Source organism: Planktothrix paucivesiculata PCC 9631 (genome assembly GCF_900009265.2).
Taxonomy (GTDB): domain Bacteria; phylum Cyanobacteriota; class Cyanobacteriia; order Cyanobacteriales; family Microcoleaceae; genus Planktothrix; species Planktothrix paucivesiculata.
In genome coordinates this window covers 35,742-55,649 of record NZ_LR735017.1, presented here as the reverse complement: position 1 = coordinate 55,649, position 19,908 = coordinate 35,742, and the positions used below count along the sequence as shown (strand labels likewise).

Genomic DNA, 19,908 nt, shown 5'->3' with positions numbered 1-19,908 from the left:
ACTTCCATGGTGAACACTGCTACCCCCTCGATCCGAGAACAACAGCACTCCCTCATCCGCCAACTCGCTAATCAAATTGAGGCCAGTTGGCATCAATATCTGGATTTGGAACCCTACCATTTACCAGAAGATTTAGGATATGTGGAGGGACGCCTAGAAGGGGAAAAGCTGATCATTGAAAATAAGTGTTATCAAACCCAACACTTTCGCAAACTCCATTTAGAATTGGCAAAAGTTGGCCAAAACCTTGACATTCTCCATTGCGTGATGTTTCCCAGGGTGGAATATGATATCCCCATGTTTGGGGCGGATTTAGTGGGGGGACGGGGCCAAATTAGTGCCGCCATTGTGGATTTATCCCCAACCCATTTAGACCGCAGTTTACCGTTACCCTATCAACAGCAATTACAACCTCAACCCCAACAACAGTTTTCCCAACCCCGGGAAATTCCCACTTGGGGAGATATTTTTTCGGAATTTTGTTTATTTATTCGACCGACAACACCGGAAGAAGAAACTCAATTTTTGCAAATTGTGACGCAATATTTGAAAGTTCATTGTGAATATGCGATCGCTCAAAACCCGATTTCCGAGGAACAGAAATTAGAAATTATTGCTGGTCAAGAACGATATTGTACTCAACAACAACAAAACGATAAAACTCGCCGTGTCCTAGAAAAAGCCTTTGGTGAAGAATGGGCTAATAACTATATGACAACGGTTTTATTTGATCTAGCTAAAAGCTAACTTAAGTAGATTTAGTAGATTCTGATTTACTGCTTTTTTTTCGTTGAGTTTTGCTTTGAGTTTTGCTGTGGGTTGTTTCTTCAACGGGAGTGTCATGGGGTGATGATTTGATCCCCGCAGGTCGAGTAGTACGGAATGTCACATTCACTCCTTCATTCGATTGTTCTAATACCAACAAAGGCGTTGGTTTAGCTTTTTGATCCCATTCAATATGAACAATTCGTCCTTGAATAGTGGGTTGCCAATTATCATGTTCATCACTAGGACTTAAATAGGTTTCTAAACAATCAATAATTTCATTAATTGTAGTAGATGTCGATTGGGTGGGTAACTTCATCAGTCGCACTTGAATCCGAAATAATACCCGTTTTTTGGAATCTCCAGCAATCCCCGTTTCATATTCGACATCAAAGATAGAATCCACTTGACGGGCTGTTCCAGCATTGCTTTGTTCTCCCACGGCGGTTTGAGTGGGGCGGAGGGCGATGGAAATTTGTTGTTTAACTTTCATCTTAATTTGAACGATAATGGCATAGTGGAAAACATCCTCCGCCATCCGCATTCTGAGGTAATCTAAGTTAAATTCCCGGGAGTGAATTAAGTCGGGATTTTTCTCCATTTTGGCAATAGTTCCCACCGCCAATTTATATTTTTTCTGGAGCTCTTTATTCCTAAATATTTCTGTGTTTACCTGTTTAGTTAAAGCCTTAGTTTTGATTTTGAAAAAAATTATACTTCCTAATAGTAAAACGAACAAAACACCCGTCGCCCCCATCCAGATTAGATCCGTACTCAGTTGAGGGCTTTTAGCTGGGGGTTTTGGGGGCTTTGCGGCTAGTAAAGGCTGAACTAGGATAATTTGATTAGACATAAGTTATAATCACTAAACTGTATACTGAATTTCCCGAACTTTGGGGTAAAACCGTTACAACCGATCCAAGATCGGTTACAATGGAAACAGTAGGATAATGGTACATCCGTACTCTTCTAACGATCAGATTAAATTTATTTTAATTATTTGTTATTCTCCTTTAATTTGATGTTATTCAGAAATTTTATACCTTTGCTATTTGATACAATTCCCGGCTATTAAAAGAAACAAAAATAAACCACCGATCTCGCCATGATGAATCTATTTAACTCCAAGTTATCAAAAATTCCGTTGCTTTGTCTAGGATTTGGGAAAAAATCAGGAAATGGTTCAGGTCAGTTCAATTACTATCATGATACTGATCCTATCCCCCACAGGAGTGTCAACAGTTTCCCCCTACATCACTGGAGTCCTTGGATTTTGCGGTACGAGAGTACCACCCTGGTTGATTTTTAATCCTCTACTGCTATTCTAGCTAAGACGGTTTCCTGTTCCCTTAACTTTAATATTGCGTTGTGAGTTACGAACCCCTACACCACAAATACCGTCCCCAAACCTTTGCCCATTTGGTCGGACAAGAGGCGATCGCCACCACCCTCACTAATGCGATCGAGTCTCAACGCATCGCCCCGGCTTACCTATTTACCGGGCCAAGGGGAACGGGAAAAACTTCGAGTGCCAGAATTTTGGCCAAATCTCTGAATTGTTCGGCAAATGCCACTCCGACGGCCACTCCTTGCGGGGTTTGTGATATTTGTAAAGGGATTACCAATGGCTCAACCTTGGATGTTATTGAAATTGACGCCGCCAGTAATACCGGGGTTGATAATATTAGAGAATTAATTGAGCGATCGCAATTTGCCCCGGTTCAATGTCGGTATAAAGTATATGTTATAGATGAATGTTTAACTGGAGATAGTTTAGTTCAGACCCGTGAAGGACTCATCCGAATTGATAATCCCCAATTGAAAGGAAAAGAAGTTTTAAGTTATAACGAAGATAAAGGAATTTGGGAATATAAAAAAGTTCTTCGATGGTTAGATCAAGGAGAACGTTCCACCCTGATTATTAAAACAAATAATTGCGAAATTAGATGTACAGGTAATCATTTATTAAGAACAGAAACAGGATGGATAGAAGCAAAAAACGTCAGAGAAGGAATGAAGATATTATCCCCTGTGAATGTGGGTGTGGAACCTTCATTTACTCAATGGAATACAAGTTTAGAAACAGTCGTATCTGTTCAAGCCGGAGAAATCGCTAAAGTTTATGATATTGAAGTAGAAGATCATCATAACTTTGTCGCTAATGGACTTTTAGTTCATAACTGTCATATGTTAAGTACCGCCGCGTTTAATGCCCTCTTAAAAACCTTAGAAGAACCTCCAGATCGAGTCGTATTTGTATTAGCAACCACTGACCCTCAACGGGTTTTACCTACTATTATTTCTCGATGTCAACGGTTTGATTTTCGGCGAATACCCTTAGATTCGATGATCAAACATTTAAAATATATTGCTCAACAGGAAAATATTAATATTGCTGATGATGCGGTTTTTATGGTGGCTCAAATTGCTCAGGGGGGGTTAAGGGATGCTGAAAGTTTACTTGACCAACTCAGTTTATTATCCGGTGAAATTACCGTTGAAAAAGTCTGGGATTTAGTGGGGGCGGTTCCTGAACGGGACTTAATCAGTTTATTAGAAGCTATTGATTCCGGGGATACGGCTATTATTTTAGACTGTATTCGTAACCTCTTAAACCGAGGACGGGAACCTTTAATTGTTCTGCAAAATTTAGCCGGATTTTATCGAGATTTATTAATCGCTAAAACGGCATCAACTCGTTCTGATTTAGTCGCTTTGACCCAACCAACTTGGGAAAAACTGTGTCAATTTTCCCACCGTTGGGATAGTACAATTATATTAGCAGGTCAGAAACATTTACGCGAAAGTGAAGCTCAAATTAAACATTCAACTCAACCGCGTTTATGGTTAGAAATTATATTATTAGGGTTACTTCCAGCAGCGTTACAAAAATCTGTTATAACTCAAACTGTTACTGTTACCCAAACTCCTCAAAGAACGGTTCAACCTCAACCCGAAACCATTCCCTTTGTGCAACGTTCAGAACCTTCACACCCACCTCAAAACCCTGTTTATTCCCCCACTCCTCAACCCACCTATACCGCAGAACCTCAACCGCAAACCCAACCGCAAGTTAAAGCAGAAATTCCCGCAACTCCCGCAGAAGCACCTATTGTTACTGATGCTAATTTAGATCAAATTTGGCAACAGGTATTGGCTTATATTGAACCCTATTCAACACAACAAATGTTTCGTCAAACTGGACATTTAACTAAGTGTAATTCTGAAGTTGCTGTGATTAAAATAGCTTCTCCAAACCTCTTAAAAATGGCACAAACTAAACAAAAATTATCCAGTTTAGAAAAAGCCTTTCAGCAGGTTTTTGGTCATTTTGTTAAAATTAATTTTGATACCGGAGGCGGAAATTCTGTTAATCAAATTCAAGACGTAACTCCCCCGTCGCCCACCTATCCCCCCGTTGAAAATCCTAGGGTTTATTCGCCTGAAGTTGTACAAACTCCTGTAATTAATACTCAAGAACAACAACAAATTTCTGAATCTCCAAATCAGAATATTAATAAACAGAATCAAATTGAAACGATTAATAATCATTCATTTAAACCGATTGAAAAAGTAGAAACACTTCCTATAAGTCCTGAACAAGCAGATACTCAAGCGGTAGCGATCGCATCTCAAACGTTAGTCGATTTTTTTCAAGGAAAAATCATTGAATTAGAAGAAAAACCCACAGCTAAAACCGCTACTTTATCAGACAAAAAAGCTGATTTTATTGAAATCAATGAAAATGAGAATTTCATAGAAACTGATGATCACGATGAAGAAAATTATGATGATTTTTAATTTCGTGTATTTGGGATTTCTTCCAAAATACCCAGTATCTCATAGCATTAAAAAATGCTATATTGTTAAGTGGAGTGGTGCGTGTGTGGAGCTTACGCACCCTACTTGTTTATCTAGCTAGGGAGGTTTTTTCTAAGGGGAAACCTAACTGTTCTCGCTGTTCTAAATAGCGTTGGGCGACCCGTCTAGCTAAATTTCTAATTCGACCAATATAACGGGTTCTTTCTGTCACCGCAATCACTCCCCTAGCATCCAATAAATTGAAACTATGGGAACATTTGAGAACATAATCTAAACTCGGTAAAACCAATCCTTTTTCGATTAATTGTTCCGCTTCCTGTTCATAAAGTCCAAACAAAGTAAACAAAAATTCTGGGTTGGAAGCCTCAAAATTATAGGTACATTGTTCTATTTCTCCCTGGAGGTGCACATCCCCATAATTAATGCTATCAGTCCAAGAAATTTTAGTCATTGCATCCACATTTTGTAGATACATGGCTAGACGTTCTAAACCATAGGTAATCTCAATGGAAACGGGACGACAATCAATACTTCCGCATTGTTGAAAATAGGTAAATTGGGTAATTTCCATCCCATCTAACCAGACTTCCCAACCCACACCCCAAGCGCCCAAAGTAGGAGATTCCCAGTTATCTTCTACAAAGCGAATATCATGATCTTCGGGGTGAATTCCTAACAGTCTCAAGGAGTCTAAATAAACCTCTTGAATATTATTAGGTGAGGGTTTAATTAACACTTGATATTGATAATAATGCTGAAAACGGTTGGGGTTTTCTCCATAACGGCCATCGGTGGGACGACGACAGGGTTCGACATAGGCGACCGACCAGGGTTCCGGGCCAATGGCGCGTAAAAAGGTATGGGGGTTCATGGTTCCCGCCCCTTTTTCGGTATCATAGGATTGGGCAATCAAACAGCCGCGATCGCTCCAAAATTGATTCAGGGTAGCAATAATTGATTGAAAATTCACGGGATGTAATTCTGATCTAATTGTTTTTACGTTAACCAATTTTACCACTAATTTTTGGGCATGGATGAAATGCCTTTAAATAGCATTACTAATCCTCCAATTAAAATTGCGATCGCTATTCCCCCCATGACCGCATCTAATACCCCAGTATTTTCCATTTATTGTTAATTTCCTATCATTATTCTGATTCTATTCTAACACAATTCGTTTTCTCTAATATTTTTACATAAATGTGTAGGGGCGGGTTCTACAAAAATATTAAAATTCCATCCTCAACCTATATAAACCCGCCCTTTTATTTAATTCTTGAAAAAAGGAGGACGGGTTTACAAAGATTAACGGTAGGATGTCAAGAACCCTACGGAACCTGCCTCTACAAATTAATGGTATATTAATATAGCGTTAGTTTCAAGTTTGGTTGATAATAAAATAGGCTATTTTTATAAAAATCATGTTAAGACAGTCCAAGGGAAAATTTTTGCTCAAGTCTGAAGCATTACTCGAAGAATTTATCTGGTTACATCTCAAACCCTTGCTTAATTTAGATCCAGTTAAAAAACAATATTTTATTAATAAACAAAATCGTTCTGATATATTAGGAGTTAACCCAGAAGGTAGACTGGCAATATTAGAGCTTAAAAAAGGAGAAGGAAAAACGAGTATAGATCAACTATTAAGATATCAAGATTTTTTCAGAAAAGAATCTCATCAAGATCCTAATTTTGAACGAGTAGATTTTAGTAAAAAATTTCTTTTAATTGCGATCGCTTCACACTTTAATAGTTCAACCATTGATTATGCTCAAAAGATGATTCCTGATTGCTTATTATTAACCCATGAACTGAAACAATATGAGAATGGAGAATATTTTTTGCTTTTAAAAAAACTTGACAATAGAGTTTTATCAAAAATTCCAATTGAAATCATAGAAGATTCATTATTTGAGTCTTTACCTTCCTTTATTCAGGGATATTTGTTAGATAAACCAGAAATTAGAGAAAGAGTTTTATTAATCATTCAAAAAATACTATCTTATAATTCAGAGATCAAAATTGAAGAAAAAGTCAATTATACAGGACGAACTTACAAAGAAATTTTATTTACAAAATTTGATTCAAAAAAACAAATTTTAACTAATAAAACCTGTGCTGGTTTTAATTACTTTCCTGAAGAAAATATAGGATCAGGTAAGTTGCAATTGTATGTTTGTTTACCGACTGTTGCATTTCAGCCTAGACAAGCCAAATGGATTAAAGGAGTAGATGAAATAGATATACAAACTGAAGATTTTGTTCAGGTTACTCAATTGTTGGATTTTAATACTATATTACACTTAGAGGGCGGTTTTCAGCTTAAGTATCCTTTTCAAATTACTGGTATTAATGAAATTTTCGACAATTTCCAAGATTATTATATCAATTATCGAAAATATATGAAATCTCGTCAAAAACTAAGACCAGTTGATGCTTCTGATTTTACCTCGGTAGACAGTATAATCCAGATGGCTTTAGAGGATTGGTCTGTTAGATAATATTTGTGTTATACTGAAAAATATCATATTATTCTAATATTCGCTATCTTAATTTAATCTTTAAAAACAATCCTTATGCCCACCTTAACTATAACAATAGAACAAATTATTGATCTGATCCAACAATTACCACTAGAACAAAAACGGATAGTGTTGCTAGAACTTGCAAAAGAAACCGAAACCCAACGCCCAAAGGGAAAATTACGAGGGATTTTAAAATCTCAATACCCTGAACCCAATTTAGTCGATGAGTTCATTCAGGAACAACGAGAAGAAACAGGTAATGATTGCTAACTGTTCAGAGTTGGCTATCATTAATAATAAAATTTGTAAAAATCAAGAAGTCTGGAAAATATTCTGTACCATTTGTTGATTAGAACGCATCACAGCATTATCTAACGCTGCAACTTCTCCTGAGTCCAAATACCACCCCAACGCCCCTAAATTATCTTTAGCTTGCTCTAGGTTTTTTGCCCCAGGAATCGGAATTGTACCTTTACAAATACACCAATTTAAAGCAACTTGGGTTAAAGTTTTAGACCGAAAATCGGCAATTTCTTTCAAACAACCTAAAATCGGTTGAATTCCGGGTAATAATTTTTTAAATAATCCCCCCCGAATCCCTTTAGGTAAAGGAGTATTTTCCGAGAACTTTCCGGTTAATAATCCTAACCCTAACGGACTATAGGCAATTAATTTAATTCCTAATTCATCACAAACTTTTTTTAACCCTAATTCGGTTACAGGATAAGTAGATAATAAAGAATATTGTACCTGTAAAGTTGAAATCGGAATCCCCCGATCTGCTAATTTTTGATAAACTTTTTTTAACCGTTTTGGCCCATAATTTGATAACCCCACTCCCTTAACTAATCCCTGTTCATATAAATCTCCCAAACCATCTAATAAATTCCCTTCTTGCCAAGGAGCGTAATTAGCTGTAGACCAGTGCATTTGAACTAAATCGACATTTTTTCCTAACCGTTTGGCTGAATTTTCACAGGCATTAATCATCGATTTGCGAGTTAATCGCCAGGGATAGGGGGCTAATTTTGTGGCGATACAAATTTGCTCTTGATTTATTCCTTGATATTCTTGAGAAAACTGTCCTAAAAGCGATTCACTGCGTCCATTTAATTTCCCTGTACCGTAGGAATCTCCCGTATCAAATAAGGTGACACCCCGACTGACACACAAATTAAATACTTGTTGTAACTGTGTATCCATACTAGGATCATAACCCCATAAGAGGCGATTTCCCCAGGCCCAGGTTCCGCATCCCATTGCAGGAAGATCTAATTTTTGACGGCTTTCCATTGGTTTTGATTTTTCTAAATAATGTTTATATTAAGAGGGGTTAGACTATTTGAGTTCAACGAGTAGAAAATTTATGACCTCCCTACAACAAGACTTGAACACCACCCTTGCTGAATTTCCCGAAACCGAAACCGAACAATTTCAATGGACAAAACAATGGTATCCCGTCGCCGTGGTCGAGTTTCTTGACCCAACTCGTCCCCATGCCATGCAATTGTTAGGTGAAGATATTGTCCTATGGCGGGATGGTTCAGGTCAATGGCGGTGTTTTGCCGATGCTTGTCCCCATCGCCTTGTCCCCTTATCCGAAGGTCGAGTCGAGTCCGATGGCACACTTCTGTGCGCCTATCATGCTTGGCGGTTCAATAGCGAGGGACATTGTGTTAGCATTCCCCAGTCTCAAGATGCAGAAACCGAAGCCAAACATTGTTCCAATCCCAAATCCTGCGCCGTTGTTTATCCCACCCAAGAACGTCAGGGTTTATTATGGGTTTGGGGAGAATCTGGTTCCCAAGCGCAACAGGAGAGTCAGTTAAGAGCCCCTCGTCTAGTTCCTGAATTAGAGGAAAACTCTGATCAAATTGTCAAGTTACCTTGGGGTTTTCGTGATATTCCCTACGGTTGGGATTTCTTTATGGAGAACGTTTCCGACCCCGCCCATGTTCCGGTTTCCCATCATGGAATTGTTGGGAATCGCTACAAAGATGCCAAATATTATGACATGATTTCCCGGCGGAAAATATCAACTCAAGACGGATTTGCTTTTGAAATTAAACCGACGGCATCTAGTCTCCAAGAAGCGGTTCATGATTTTCAACCCCCCTGCCACATGAGAATTTTTTCTACCAATATAGATGGAGGAAAAATGATCTTGGCGTTGTATGCAACTCCCACTCGTCCGGGATGGTGTCGTAACTTTGGCTGTCAGGTTTTAATTAAAAGTAAACAGGGTAAAAAACCTGCCGGGTTGGGGTTCTTTGCCTTATCGATGCCGACTTGGTTAAATCATGTCTTAGCTTCGTTGTTTATGCACCAAGATTTAGTGTTTTTGCACTACCAGGAAAAAACTTTAGCTAAACGAAAAGATAAACGTTGGTTAGAGGAAGTTTTTATCCCGAATCCTCAAGATAAAATGGTGATTACGTTCCGTCAATGGTTAGAAAAACGGGCAGCAGGAGGTATTCCTTGGCCAGAAAACTGTAATTCAAACCTTCCCCCCGCCGACTTAAATAAACAACAACTATTTGATGTTTGGACGATGCACACCCAAAACTGTCAAGTCTGTCAAAATGCCCTAAAAAATATTAACAGATTAACGGTTTTTTCTAATATGGCTGCTATCCTTTGTTTTGGGTTGGCGGTCATGGTTGATGCTCGGACGGTTCATCAATTAATGGCAATGCCTCCTATGGGATTTTGGGTATTATTGGGATCGGCGATCGCTTTTGCAACCTCTGGATATTTCTTGAAAAAATTTAGTCGTTTATTCTATATTTATGAGTTTGAACACGCTCATAATGATTAATTGTATTAGCGGTTGACAGAACCCTAAAATTAACCCGCCTGAGCGGGTTTTGTCCTATCTTCCTCATGATTAGTAATCTATATTTAAGGGTTTCCGATCAGTTCCATAATGGTTTAAAATTGATTTTCAGGGTATCTATTCATCATAACCCGTGAGGCTCATGAATCAGTCTAAACAATCTAATATTCGGATTCCCATTTCGCCTAATTTTTTCTGTGATGGTCATGATTATTTGCTCACTTCCGCCAGTTTAGGAGGTAGCAACCTAGAACCAACTCAACTATCCAATATTTTACTCAATGGCACTGCCCAAGAAATTGAACCACTTTTGAGGCAAGGAATTTGTATTCCCGTTGGTTTTGACGGTGACTGCGCTCTTGATAGAGCCACTCTGATAGTTGTGGGTAACTTAACACAGGAAGAAGAAGATCAATGGCTGGGTCGGTTGGCTTGGAAATTAAACATTCCCTGTGGCAAGTTTGTTGTGCTTTGTGGAGGAGGTTATGCTGAAGATTTAGCCCATGCAATTTCAGGTAATCCGCCTCAAGAAAATTATGAAATCTTTCAAGTGTTTGATGTTCCACCCGCAGAATATTTGGTCGAAATTTATGCTTATCAATCGAGCCTGACCGCCTATCAACATTTATCCTCTCTCAAACATTCTAAAGATTTTAATGAAGATGATGATTTGGAGGAAGAAGGCTATGATGAAAATGGAAATTTAATCCTAGTTAGTTATATTATTCGACTGACTCCCCTGGATATAGAACCGCCTTTTCCTCACCTAGATTTTCATGGCTGGTGTGATCAATTTGAATTTCGAGAAGCCGTCTAATTGATTAGATCAATTAATTGAGTTTAGGCTTTGTTTGTTCTTTACTAATATCTCCTAAAAAGGTTTTGTATTTTTGATCCAATGCCGATAAAGTTTGGAATAATACATTGGCTCCTTGGGTACACTGTTCGGGGGAGGTATATTCGGCTTCGGAATGACTAAAGCCTCCTTTTGAGGGGACAAAAATCATGCCCATATTGGTAATTCTGCCGATTTCTAAGGCATCATGTCCGGCACGACTGGGAAGATAATCATAATTTAATTCTAACTGTTGACAAACAGATTCAATTGTGGATTGAACTTCAGAAGCTGCTAAGGTGGGTTTAACACTGAGTAAGGGAGTTATGGAAATTTGGGTATGAGTTGAATTAGCGATCGCTATTATTTTATCCTGCAATTGTGCTAACATTTCTTCTAAACAATTTTGGGATAAATCTCGCATATCTACAGAAAGTTCTACCTGTCCGGGAATAATATTAACTGCATTGGGTAAGACATTAAGATATCCTACGGTTGCTACGGGTTGGGAAGGCATTTTTAACGCTATTTGTTGCACGGATAAAATTAATTCTGCCGCCGCGACTAGGGCATCCTGTCGCATTTCCATGGGCGTTGTTCCAGCGTGGTTAGCTTTTCCCATAATCGTAATTTTTAGGCGCTCCATGCCCACCACTCCCTGCACAATTCCAATAGAAACTCCATTTTGCTCTAATATCGCCCCCTGTTCAACGTGCAGTTCCACAAACGCCACCAGATCGGCCCGTGAGCGTGCTGCCGTTGCTAGGTTATCCCAGTTTCCCCCAACCCGGGCTAAACAGTCTTGAATCGACTCTCCCGCCTTCGATTGATAACGATCTGGAGCATTGAGTAACACCGTCCCTGCGATCGCCTGAGCACCGATCATGGTACTTTCTTCGTCGTTAAAGACTATCACTTCTAGGGGATGGTGGAGTTGTAGATCATGGTCTTTTAAAGTGTGTGCTACTTCTATGCCAGCTAATACGCCCAAAGCTCCATCATAGCGTCCGCCCGTGGGTACGGTGTCGATATGGGAACCCGTCGCTAAAGCCGGAGCCGTGGGACTTTTGCCCGGATATCGGCCGATGAGATTTCCAGCCGGATCGGTTCTGACGGTCATTCCCGCCTCTAGCATCCACTGTTTGACGGTAGCACGCGCCTGTAGATCTTCCGGGGAAAAGGCGAGACGACAAATACTTCCTGAAGGCTGTTGACCGATTTGGGCTAAAGTATTAATTCGATGGTGTAGGCGATCGCTATTAATACGAATTTGGGTAATCATAACCATAATTTGATTCTCCTGAAAACTAATAAATCAAAATTTAATCTTTTTTAACCTCTATTTTTTATTCTCTCCACAATTCTCTTGATTTCTGTGCCAAAATACTGTATAAAGTGTACTCTACAATCTCAAAAACCACTATAAATTTATAAGCGATCGCCCCTGGCAATTGGGACACCAACTGATGAGGGTGAAATCTTGTCTAACCCATTCGTAATTCGTAATTCGTAATTCGTAATTCCTCATTCCCTTCTATATAAAAATATGACAGATAAAACTAAACGCATCTTTATTTGTGGTTCAGCCCTCCAGGGTCAACCAGATCATAAAAATTTAGGGGAAGCAAAATTGATTAAATCTGCTAAAACCTTACCCCTATATCGCTTACACGCGGCGGATAATGGTTGGCATCCGGCGATTTATGAAATAGGAGAAGGCGGAATTTCTATCCCAGGAGAAGTCTATGAAATTTCCCAGGCCCAGTATGAACATTTACTGATTAACGAACCTCCAAATATGTATCCAGGGGATATCAAGTTAGAAGATGGGGAAGTCCTAACCGCCATGCTCTATCCCCGGGAATTAGTCGAACACTATCGATGGCCAGATATTTCTGCTTTTGGCGGTTGGGCTGCGTATAAAGAATCAAATCCAATCAGTTGATTCCTATGACCAAAATATCCCCATCCTTTCTCATTTCTGTCTTGTTGAGCAGTCCCGGGTTGATGATAGGATCTTCTCTGGTTAAAGCTCAATCCGTTATTCCTGCAAATGATCATACAGGAACCTTTGTTACACCCGTAACAGTCCCAGGGAGTTCCCCAGTTCAGATTAATATTACTGGGGGAAAAGTATCGGGGGATGGGGCAAATTTATTCCATAGTTTTCAACAGTTTAATGTTCCCCAAAATCAAATTATTAATTTTATTTCTACCCCCAATATTCAAAATATTTTAGGGCGAATTAATGGGGGAAGTCCATCTTTTATTGATGGATTAATTCAAGTTACGGGCGGCAACTCTAATCTATTTTTAATGAATCCGGCGGGGATGATTTTTGGTTCCCATGCCCGCTTAGATGTTCCGGCGTCTTTTTTAGCCACAACCGCCGATGGTATTGGCTTTAATTCGAGTTGGTTTAATGCCGTCGGAGATGCTGATTGGAGTCAGCTTGTGGGCAATCCTAACGCCTTTGTCTTTAATGCTTCTCAACCTGGAAGTGTAATTAATTTAGCTGAATTAAAAGTCGGTACAGAACAACAATTAACCTTACTAGCCGGAACTATTATTAATCAAGGTTCCCTACAAGGTGGCACAATTTTAGTTCAAACCGTACCCGGGGAAAACTTAGTTAGAATGAGTCAAGCGGGTTATCTACTCAGTTTAGAAATTATTCCTTCAAGTCAGAGTGAAAATTCAGTAATTCCGCCCTTATCTCTACCAGAATTATTAACGGGTTCAGGTTTAAAAGAAGCTACAAATATTACTATTAATCAAGCTGGAGAAATTGTTTTAAGTCAAGGAAAACCCGTACAATCCGGGGATATTGTTTTATTAAATACTGTTACAATTGCCGATAACGCTTTTTTTAATGCTAATCATAATTTAACCTTAATTGAAAGTCAACTTTCCACCACAGAAAACTTAAATTTATTGGCTGGAAATACCGTTACTATTCGGGATGGTCAAACCCCTTTTCAAGCCTTTGCTGGGGGAAATATTACGATTCAAGGGAATCAAAATATTGATATATTAGCCATGAATTTTCCAGAAATTCCCCTACAAGCAGGAGGGAATTTAACCTTAATTAGTGATGGATTAATTTCGGGAGATGCTCATTTTGCAGCCGAGGGAAACTTCCAAATATTAAATTTATCGGGAACGGGCGGAACCTTTTTTAGTTTCTATGACCCGATTATTTATGCTGATGGAAATGTGATTTTTGGAGATTATAGCGGAGCCTCCTTAAAAATAGAAGCTCAAGGTTCAATTCAGGGAGGAGATATTAATATTACTCAAGCGGATACTGAGGTAAATACCAGCGATATTGATGCCGAAATTTTAAGGAGTAATCCGAGTTTAATATTACGTTCAGGACAAACATTAACTAATTCCCCAACTTTCCAGGAAAATACAACAATTAACGATACCTTTTTTATTAATTCTACTCAAAACCTGGGGAATAATATCTCTGTCGGCAATATTACCACCGCAGGGGGGCCTGTTATCCTACAATCCCCCGGAGAAATTGTTGTTGATTCTATCGCTACCTCTGGAGGAAATATTGAATTGGAAGGAATCGGAAATATTACGATATCTGGAACTCTAATTTCAGATGGAGGTAATATTTCTATCGCCACAGAAAATTTATTTCGAGTTCAAGGAAACTTTACGGATTCAACTGGAATTAATGTTAGTATTTCATCGGGGGGGGGAAATGGTGATGGCAATATTCTGATTCAACATAGAGGCGGTGTTGAGACTCCTTTTAGTATTGGAGATGCTAGTAAAAATGGAACTGCTGGGGCTATTAAAACAGGTTCGGAAACCTTACAATCAGGTTTTATTGTTCCCGTACCTCCCGCAAATTTTACCCAAGGAAATATTATAATTAGTACCAATTATACAGCCCCTCCCGAACCCACATCAGAGCCTACACCACAGCCTACAGCAGAGCCTACACCACAGCCTACAGCAGAACCCACACCACAGCCTACAGCAGAACCCACCCCGATTCCAACTAATATTCCCACACCAATTCCGACGAATATTCCTACCCCAATTCCGACGAATATTCCCACCCCAATTCCGACGAATATTCCCACCCCAATTCCCACGAATATTCCCACCCCAATTCCCACGAATATTCCCACCCCAATTCCCACGAATATTCCCACCCCAATTCCAACTAATATTCCCACACCAATTCCAACTAATATTCCCACACCAATTCCAACTAATATTCCCACACCAATTCCCACGAATATTCCCACACCAATTCCCACGAATATTCCCACGCCCATTCCAACTAATATTCCCACACCAATTCCTAGAGGTATTATCCAAGGTGTGAGGCAACAATCTGAAATACTTTTGCAAACCCCTCCTACTGTTTTGATAGAATCAGATTTGGACGTTCCAAATATAGGAGTGACTCAGAATGAGCAAGTATTGAATATTGACTCGTCCATTGATGTGAGAATACAGAATCAATTACCCGAAAATAAAGATCAACTCACTGTTAGAACGAATGAGAATAATCAAGTTACCATTGAAAAGGTAACTGTAAATAATCCCAGTATTATAGAAACTTCTATTGATAATCTTCGTTTAGGAATTAATCAAAGTTTTGATTCTGGTGATGTAGAAGGAGCAGTTGTTAAACTAGAAGAATTAGCTAATTTAGAATATACTAATTATTTAGAAAAACCCGCTTCCAGCAAACCATTAACTGTACCAGAAATCCAGGGAGAATTGAGAAAAATTCAGGCTAAAACTGGTAAAAAAACAGCCGTTATTTATATATATTCTCGCGACAAGCAATTAGAATTAATCGTGGTTTTAGAAAATACCGTGGTTCAGAAAAGTATTCCAGAGGCAATTCCAGAAAAATTGTTTGCCCAAACAACAGAATTTGTTAGTGAAATTACATCCCTTCGCCAACAGAATACAACCAGTTATTTACAATCTGCACAACAACTTTATCAATGGATGATTGCACCAATTCAGGAAACTTTAAAGAAAAATCAAATTGATATTTTAATGTTAAGTTTAGATACGGGACTAAAATCCCTTCCCCTGGCGGCACTTCATGATGGTAACCAATTTTTAATTGAAAAATATGCCTTGAGTAAAGTTCCGAGTTTTAGCTCTTTAGATACTCGCTATCGTTCAATTTCTCAAGCGGAGGTTTTAGCAATGGGGGCTTCGATTTTTGCAGAACAAAACTTGTTACCCAGTGTTCCCACTGAAGTCAAAACCATTGCCGAACAACGTGCCCAAGGAGAATATTTCTTGAATGAACAGTTTACTTTAGAAAATCTCAAACGACAATATCAAGCCCAACCTTCTGCTATTATCCATTTAGCCACCCATGCGGATTTTCGGTCGGGTAGTCCTCGCAATTCTTTTATTCAATTATGGGATACAAAATTAACTTTAGATCAAATGGGGCAAATGGGATGGAGTAGCCCAACAGCAGATTTATTAACACTTTCTGCCTGTCGAACTGCCATTGGGGATAATCAAGCAGAATTAGGGTTTGCCGGATTAGCGATCGCATCTGGAGCGAAGTCAGTCTTGGCGAGTTTATGGTATATTAGTGATGCGGGAACTTTAGCATTAATGACGGAGTTTTACCACCATTTAAGCAAAACCACAACCAAAGCAGAAGCTTTACAAAAAGCACAAATTAGCTTAATACGAGGGACAGCAAAATTTGAGTCTAATCGTTTATTGCTATCGGACGAAAATATAGCAATTTCCCTGCCTCCAGAACTCGGAAATTTAGATAATTTTTCCTTAGTTCACCCTTACTATTGGGCAAGTTTTAACTTAATAGGCAGTCCTTGGTGAAGGTTTGGGTCGTGCCAGTTTCCCCCGTTGCCAGTAGCTCCAGCCCTTTTCATCAATTAAACACAAAGCGGAAAAAATTTGTTATTATTGTTGCTATAACGATCTTTCTGCTGCTAACAAGCTTATCCGTATCTACCAGCTATCTCTACATTATTCTCCTAGATAGGCAGGGCTGTTTTGTCATTAGGAAAATATGCTTTTGACCTGTTCTCCAGCCACTATCAAGGGGTTGGGAGATTAGGTCAAACCGATGGAAAGTGCGTTGAGTTAAAAGCGTGATTGCATTCATATAAATATTTTATTAAATCAACTGAAATTAAGCATTTAAAACGGCTTAAGGAATATCATAAATTAGTAGGAAAAAAACGATGCCAGAAAATAATAATTATATTTGGGCAAAGAGTTTGGGGGGAAGTAAGGATGACTTTACCAGTGCTATCAGTACCGATAGTGCGGGGAATGTCTACATCACGGGAAATTTTGATTCTACAGACTTTGACCCGGGTACAGGCACAAACCTGCCCAATCAGGGACGTAGTGACATCTTCGTTGCCAAACTCGATACCAGCGGCAACCCCGTGTGGGCAAAAAATTTGGGCGGGAGTAAGGATGACTTTACCAGTGGTATCAGTACCGATAGTGCGGGGAATGTCTACATCACGGGAAATTTTGATTCCACAGACTTTGACCCGGGTACAGGCAAAACCCTGCCCCATCAGGGCGGTACTGATATCTTTGTTGCCAAACTCGATACCAGCGGCAACCCCTTGTGGGCAAAAAATTTGGGGGGAAGTAAGGATGACTTTACCACTGGTATCAGCGCCGATAGTGCCGGGAATGTCTACATCACGGGAAATTTTGATTCCACAGACTTTGACCCGGGTACAGGCAAAACCCTGCGCCATCAGGGCGGTAGNCAGACTTTGACCCGGGTACAGGCAAAACCCTGCGCCATCAGGGCGGTAGTGACATCTTCGTTGCCAAACTCGATACCAGTGGCAACCCCGTGTGGGCCAAGAATTTGGGGGGAAGTAAGGATGACTTTACCACTGGTATCAGCACCAGTGCCGGGAATGTCTACATCAGTGGAAATTTTGATTCCCCAGACTTTGACCCGGGTACAGGCACAACCCTGCCCTTGATTGGGGGCACTGACATCTTCGTTGCCAAACTCGATACCAGTGGCAACCCCGTGTGGGCCAAGAATTTGGGGGGAAGTAAGGATGACTTTACCACTGGTATCAGCGCCGATAGTACGGGGACTGTCTACCTCAGTGGAAATTTTGATTCCCCAGACTTTGACCCGGGTACAGGCACAAACCTGCCCTTGATTGGGGGTACTGACATCTTCGTTGCCAAACTCGATACCAGCGGCAACCCCGTGTGGGCCAAGAATTTGGGGGGAAGTAAGGATGACTTTGCCAGGGGTATCAGCCTAGATAGTGCCGGGAATGTCTACACTACAGGAGATTTTGATTCCACAGACTTTGACCCGGGCACAGGCACAAGCCTGCCCTTGATTGGGCGTACTGACATCTTTGTTGCCAAACTCGATACCAGCGGCAACCCCGTGTGGGCCAAGAATGTGGGGGGAAGTAAGGATGACTTTGCCAGGGGTATCAGCCTAGATAGTGCCGGGAATGTCTACACTACAGGAGATTTTGATTCCACAGACTTTGACCCGGGTGGTGGCACAAACCTGCCCAATCAAGGGCGTAGTGACATCTTGGTTTCTAAGTGGGGTTTTTCTCCCATTGGTGTAAGTATTATTCAAAGTAAAAATAGTACCAATGTTACTGAAGATGGAACTATTATTGATAATTATACAATTGCTTTAACTTCTATTCCAAGTTCTTCCGTTACTATTATCTTAACTCCCTCTAATGCCGAAATTGATTTAGGTGCACGTCCAGGAATTGCTACTACCTTAAACTTTGCTCCTGATGCTACCGCATTAACTCCTAAAACCGTTAATTTTACCGTAATTAATGATCGTGTTGCAGAAGGAAATCACAGCAGTATTATCACCCATTCTGGCTCTAGTTTCGATCCTAATCTTGTTTTTACTGTTGATGGAATAGCCGGAAATACCGTTACAGTTAATATTACTGATAACGATACCGTCGGAATTGATATTAACCCCTCCGATACCCTGACAACTGAAACCGGAGAAACCGCTAATTTTCAGCTTGTTTTAACCTCCCAACCCACATCGGATGTTATTGTTAATCTAAATAGCAGTAACCCCCAAGAAGGAATAGTATCCACTCCCGACCTAACCTTTACTCCTAGCAATTGGAGTATTTCCCAACTCGTTACTGTTACCGGAGTTGACGATAATATTCAAGATGGAAACCAGCCCTATTCTATTATTACCAATACGGTGATTAGTAACGACCCTAATTATAGTGGTTTTGACCCCGATGATGTGACTCTAACTAATATAGATAACGATACCATTGGCATTAATATTAACCCCTCCGACACCCTCACCTCAGAAACCCTAGAAAGCGCTACTTTCAACATCGGTTTAAATTCCCAACCCACATCAGATGTTCTAATTAGTCTAACTAATAATGACACCACTGAAGGAACATTATCAACTTCCAATGTTACCTTTAATTCCACTAACTGGAGTACCACTCAACTCGTTACCGTTACCGGAGTCGATGATGATATTCAAGATGGAGATATTAGTTATTCTATTATTGCTAGTGTAGCTGNCTAACCTTTACTCCTAGCAATTGGAGTATTTCCCAACTCGTTACTGTTACCGGAGTTGACGATAATATTCAAGATGGAAACCAGTCCTATTCTATTATTACCAATACTGTGATTAGTAACGACCCTAATTATAGTGGTTTTGACCCCGATGATGTGACTATAACTAATATAGATAACGATACCATTGGCATTAATATTAACCCCACCGATACCCTGACAACCGAAACCGGAGAAACCGCTAATTTTCAGATGGTTTTAACCTCCCAACCCACATCGGATGTTATTGTTAATCTGAATAGCAGTAACCCACAAGAAGGAATAGTATCCACTCCCGACCTAACCTTTACTCCTAGCAATTGGAGTATTTCCCAACTCGTTACTGTTACCGGAGTTGACGATAATATTCAAGATGGAAACCAGCCCTATTCTATTATTACCAATACGGTGATTAGTAACGACCCTAATTATAGTGGTTTTGACCCCGATGATGTGACTCTAACTAATATAGATAACGATACCATTGGCATTAATATTAACCCCTCCGA

The 19,908-nt window shown here is 39.8% G+C and carries 14 protein-coding genes and 1 pseudogene; 11 read left to right on the top strand and 4 right to left on the bottom strand.

Annotated features, from left to right (window positions below; translation table 11 throughout):
- Nucleotides 1-6 precede the first annotated feature (6 nt).
- Nucleotides 7-747 (top strand): phycocyanobilin:ferredoxin oxidoreductase, encoded by a 741-nt coding sequence (locus PL9631_RS14100; protein ID WP_083621270.1) that lies wholly within the window; start codon nt 7-9, stop codon nt 745-747.
- A 1-nt stretch (nt 748) separates the two neighbouring features.
- Here PL9631_RS14100 and PL9631_RS14095 read toward each other — a convergent pair whose 3' ends face one another.
- On the bottom strand, nt 749-1,618 hold the full coding sequence (locus tag PL9631_RS14095; RefSeq protein ID WP_083621269.1) for a hypothetical protein: 870 nt from the start codon (nt 1,616-1,618) through the stop codon (nt 749-751).
- Nucleotides 1,619-2,133: 515 nt separating this feature from the next.
- On the opposite strand from PL9631_RS14095, the gene dnaX reads away from it, so the two are divergent.
- Nucleotides 2,134-4,566: a DNA polymerase III subunit gamma/tau gene (gene dnaX / locus PL9631_RS14090; protein ID WP_083621267.1), complete on the top strand. Its 2,433-nt coding sequence runs from the start codon at nt 2,134-2,136 to the stop codon at nt 4,564-4,566.
- Between the two features lie 109 nt (nt 4,567-4,675).
- Here dnaX and glyQ read toward each other — a convergent pair whose 3' ends face one another.
- Nucleotides 4,676-5,557 (bottom strand): glycine--tRNA ligase subunit alpha, encoded by an 882-nt coding sequence (gene glyQ, locus PL9631_RS14085; RefSeq protein ID WP_083621312.1) that lies wholly within the window; start codon nt 5,555-5,557, stop codon nt 4,676-4,678.
- Between the two features lie 451 nt (nt 5,558-6,008).
- On the opposite strand from glyQ, the gene PL9631_RS14080 reads away from it, so the two are divergent.
- Nucleotides 6,009-7,088 carry a PDDEXK family nuclease gene (locus PL9631_RS14080; protein ID WP_083621266.1) on the top strand — a complete coding sequence of 360 codons (1,080 nt, stop codon included), beginning with the start codon at nt 6,009-6,011 and terminating at the stop codon, nt 7,086-7,088.
- A 75-nt stretch (nt 7,089-7,163) separates the two neighbouring features.
- Entirely contained in the window at nt 7,164-7,382 is a 219-nt protein-coding gene (locus PL9631_RS14075) for a hypothetical protein (protein WP_083621264.1), read from the top strand.
- A gap of 42 nt (nt 7,383-7,424) precedes the next feature.
- Here the strand turns inward: PL9631_RS14075 and PL9631_RS14070 are convergent, their stop codons facing one another.
- On the bottom strand, nt 7,425-8,405 hold the full coding sequence (locus tag PL9631_RS14070) for an aldo/keto reductase (protein WP_083621262.1): 981 nt from the start codon (nt 8,403-8,405) through the stop codon (nt 7,425-7,427).
- A gap of 73 nt (nt 8,406-8,478) precedes the next feature.
- Here PL9631_RS14070 and PL9631_RS14065 point away from each other — a divergent pair, with 73 nt between their 5' ends.
- Together PL9631_RS14065 and PL9631_RS14060 are read left to right on the top strand one after the other, a co-directional pair.
- On the top strand, nt 8,479-9,930 hold the full coding sequence (locus PL9631_RS14065) for an aromatic ring-hydroxylating dioxygenase subunit alpha (protein WP_083621261.1): 1,452 nt from the start codon (nt 8,479-8,481) through the stop codon (nt 9,928-9,930).
- Nucleotides 9,931-10,090: 160 nt separating this feature from the next.
- Nucleotides 10,091-10,765: a hypothetical protein gene (locus PL9631_RS14060; RefSeq protein ID WP_083621259.1), complete on the top strand. Its 675-nt coding sequence runs from the start codon at nt 10,091-10,093 to the stop codon at nt 10,763-10,765.
- Between the two features lie 13 nt (nt 10,766-10,778).
- Here PL9631_RS14060 and PL9631_RS14055 read toward each other — a convergent pair whose 3' ends face one another.
- Entirely contained in the window at nt 10,779-12,071 is a 1,293-nt protein-coding gene (locus PL9631_RS14055) for a Zn-dependent hydrolase (protein ID WP_083621258.1), read from the bottom strand.
- A 258-nt stretch (nt 12,072-12,329) separates the two neighbouring features.
- Between PL9631_RS14055 and PL9631_RS14050 the strand changes: the two genes are divergently transcribed.
- From PL9631_RS14050 to PL9631_RS26170, 5 genes and pseudogenes are all read left to right on the top strand, one after another.
- Nucleotides 12,330-12,728: an allophanate hydrolase-related protein gene (locus PL9631_RS14050; RefSeq protein WP_083621256.1), complete on the top strand. Its 399-nt coding sequence runs from the start codon at nt 12,330-12,332 to the stop codon at nt 12,726-12,728.
- 62 nt (nt 12,729-12,790) lie between these two features.
- The gene (locus tag PL9631_RS14045; RefSeq protein ID WP_156090574.1) at nt 12,791-16,639 is read left to right on the top strand and encodes a CHAT domain-containing protein; all 3,849 of its coding nucleotides are present in this window, start codon (nt 12,791-12,793) and stop codon (nt 16,637-16,639) included.
- A 368-nt stretch (nt 16,640-17,007) separates the two neighbouring features.
- Complete coding sequence (locus PL9631_RS14040) at nt 17,008-17,781, top strand: SBBP repeat-containing protein (protein ID WP_083621253.1); 774 nt, start codon at nt 17,008-17,010, stop codon at nt 17,779-17,781.
- A 50-nt stretch (nt 17,782-17,831) separates the two neighbouring features.
- Nucleotides 17,832-19,367: an SBBP repeat-containing protein gene (locus PL9631_RS14035; RefSeq protein ID WP_331281267.1), complete on the top strand. Its 1,536-nt coding sequence runs from the start codon at nt 17,832-17,834 to the stop codon at nt 19,365-19,367.
- Between the two features lie 104 nt (nt 19,368-19,471).
- Nucleotides 19,472-19,908: pseudogene (locus PL9631_RS26170) on the top strand (beta strand repeat-containing protein); the annotation flags it as partial.

Excerpts from the sequence above, each read along its gene's own strand:
- PL9631_RS14075 (WP_083621264.1), top strand. The coding sequence starts at position 7,164 with ATGCCCACCTTAACTATAACAATAGAACAAATTATTGATCTGATCCAA.
- PL9631_RS14095 (WP_083621269.1), bottom strand. The coding sequence starts at position 1,618 with ATGTCTAATCAAATTATCCTAGTTCAGCCTTTACTAGCCGCAAAGCCC.
- PL9631_RS14070 (WP_083621262.1), bottom strand. The coding sequence starts at position 8,405 with ATGGAAAGCCGTCAAAAATTAGATCTTCCTGCAATGGGATGCGGAACC.
- PL9631_RS14080 (WP_083621266.1), top strand. The coding sequence starts at position 6,009 with ATGTTAAGACAGTCCAAGGGAAAATTTTTGCTCAAGTCTGAAGCATTA.
- PL9631_RS14065 (WP_083621261.1), top strand. The coding sequence starts at position 8,479 with ATGACCTCCCTACAACAAGACTTGAACACCACCCTTGCTGAATTTCCC.
- PL9631_RS14060 (WP_083621259.1), top strand. The coding sequence starts at position 10,091 with ATGAATCAGTCTAAACAATCTAATATTCGGATTCCCATTTCGCCTAAT.
- PL9631_RS14050 (WP_083621256.1), top strand. The coding sequence starts at position 12,330 with ATGACAGATAAAACTAAACGCATCTTTATTTGTGGTTCAGCCCTCCAG.
- PL9631_RS14100 (WP_083621270.1), top strand. The coding sequence starts at position 7 with ATGGTGAACACTGCTACCCCCTCGATCCGAGAACAACAGCACTCCCTC.
- PL9631_RS14045 (WP_156090574.1), top strand. The coding sequence starts at position 12,791 with ATGATAGGATCTTCTCTGGTTAAAGCTCAATCCGTTATTCCTGCAAAT.
- PL9631_RS14055 (WP_083621258.1), bottom strand. The coding sequence starts at position 12,071 with ATGGTTATGATTACCCAAATTCGTATTAATAGCGATCGCCTACACCAT.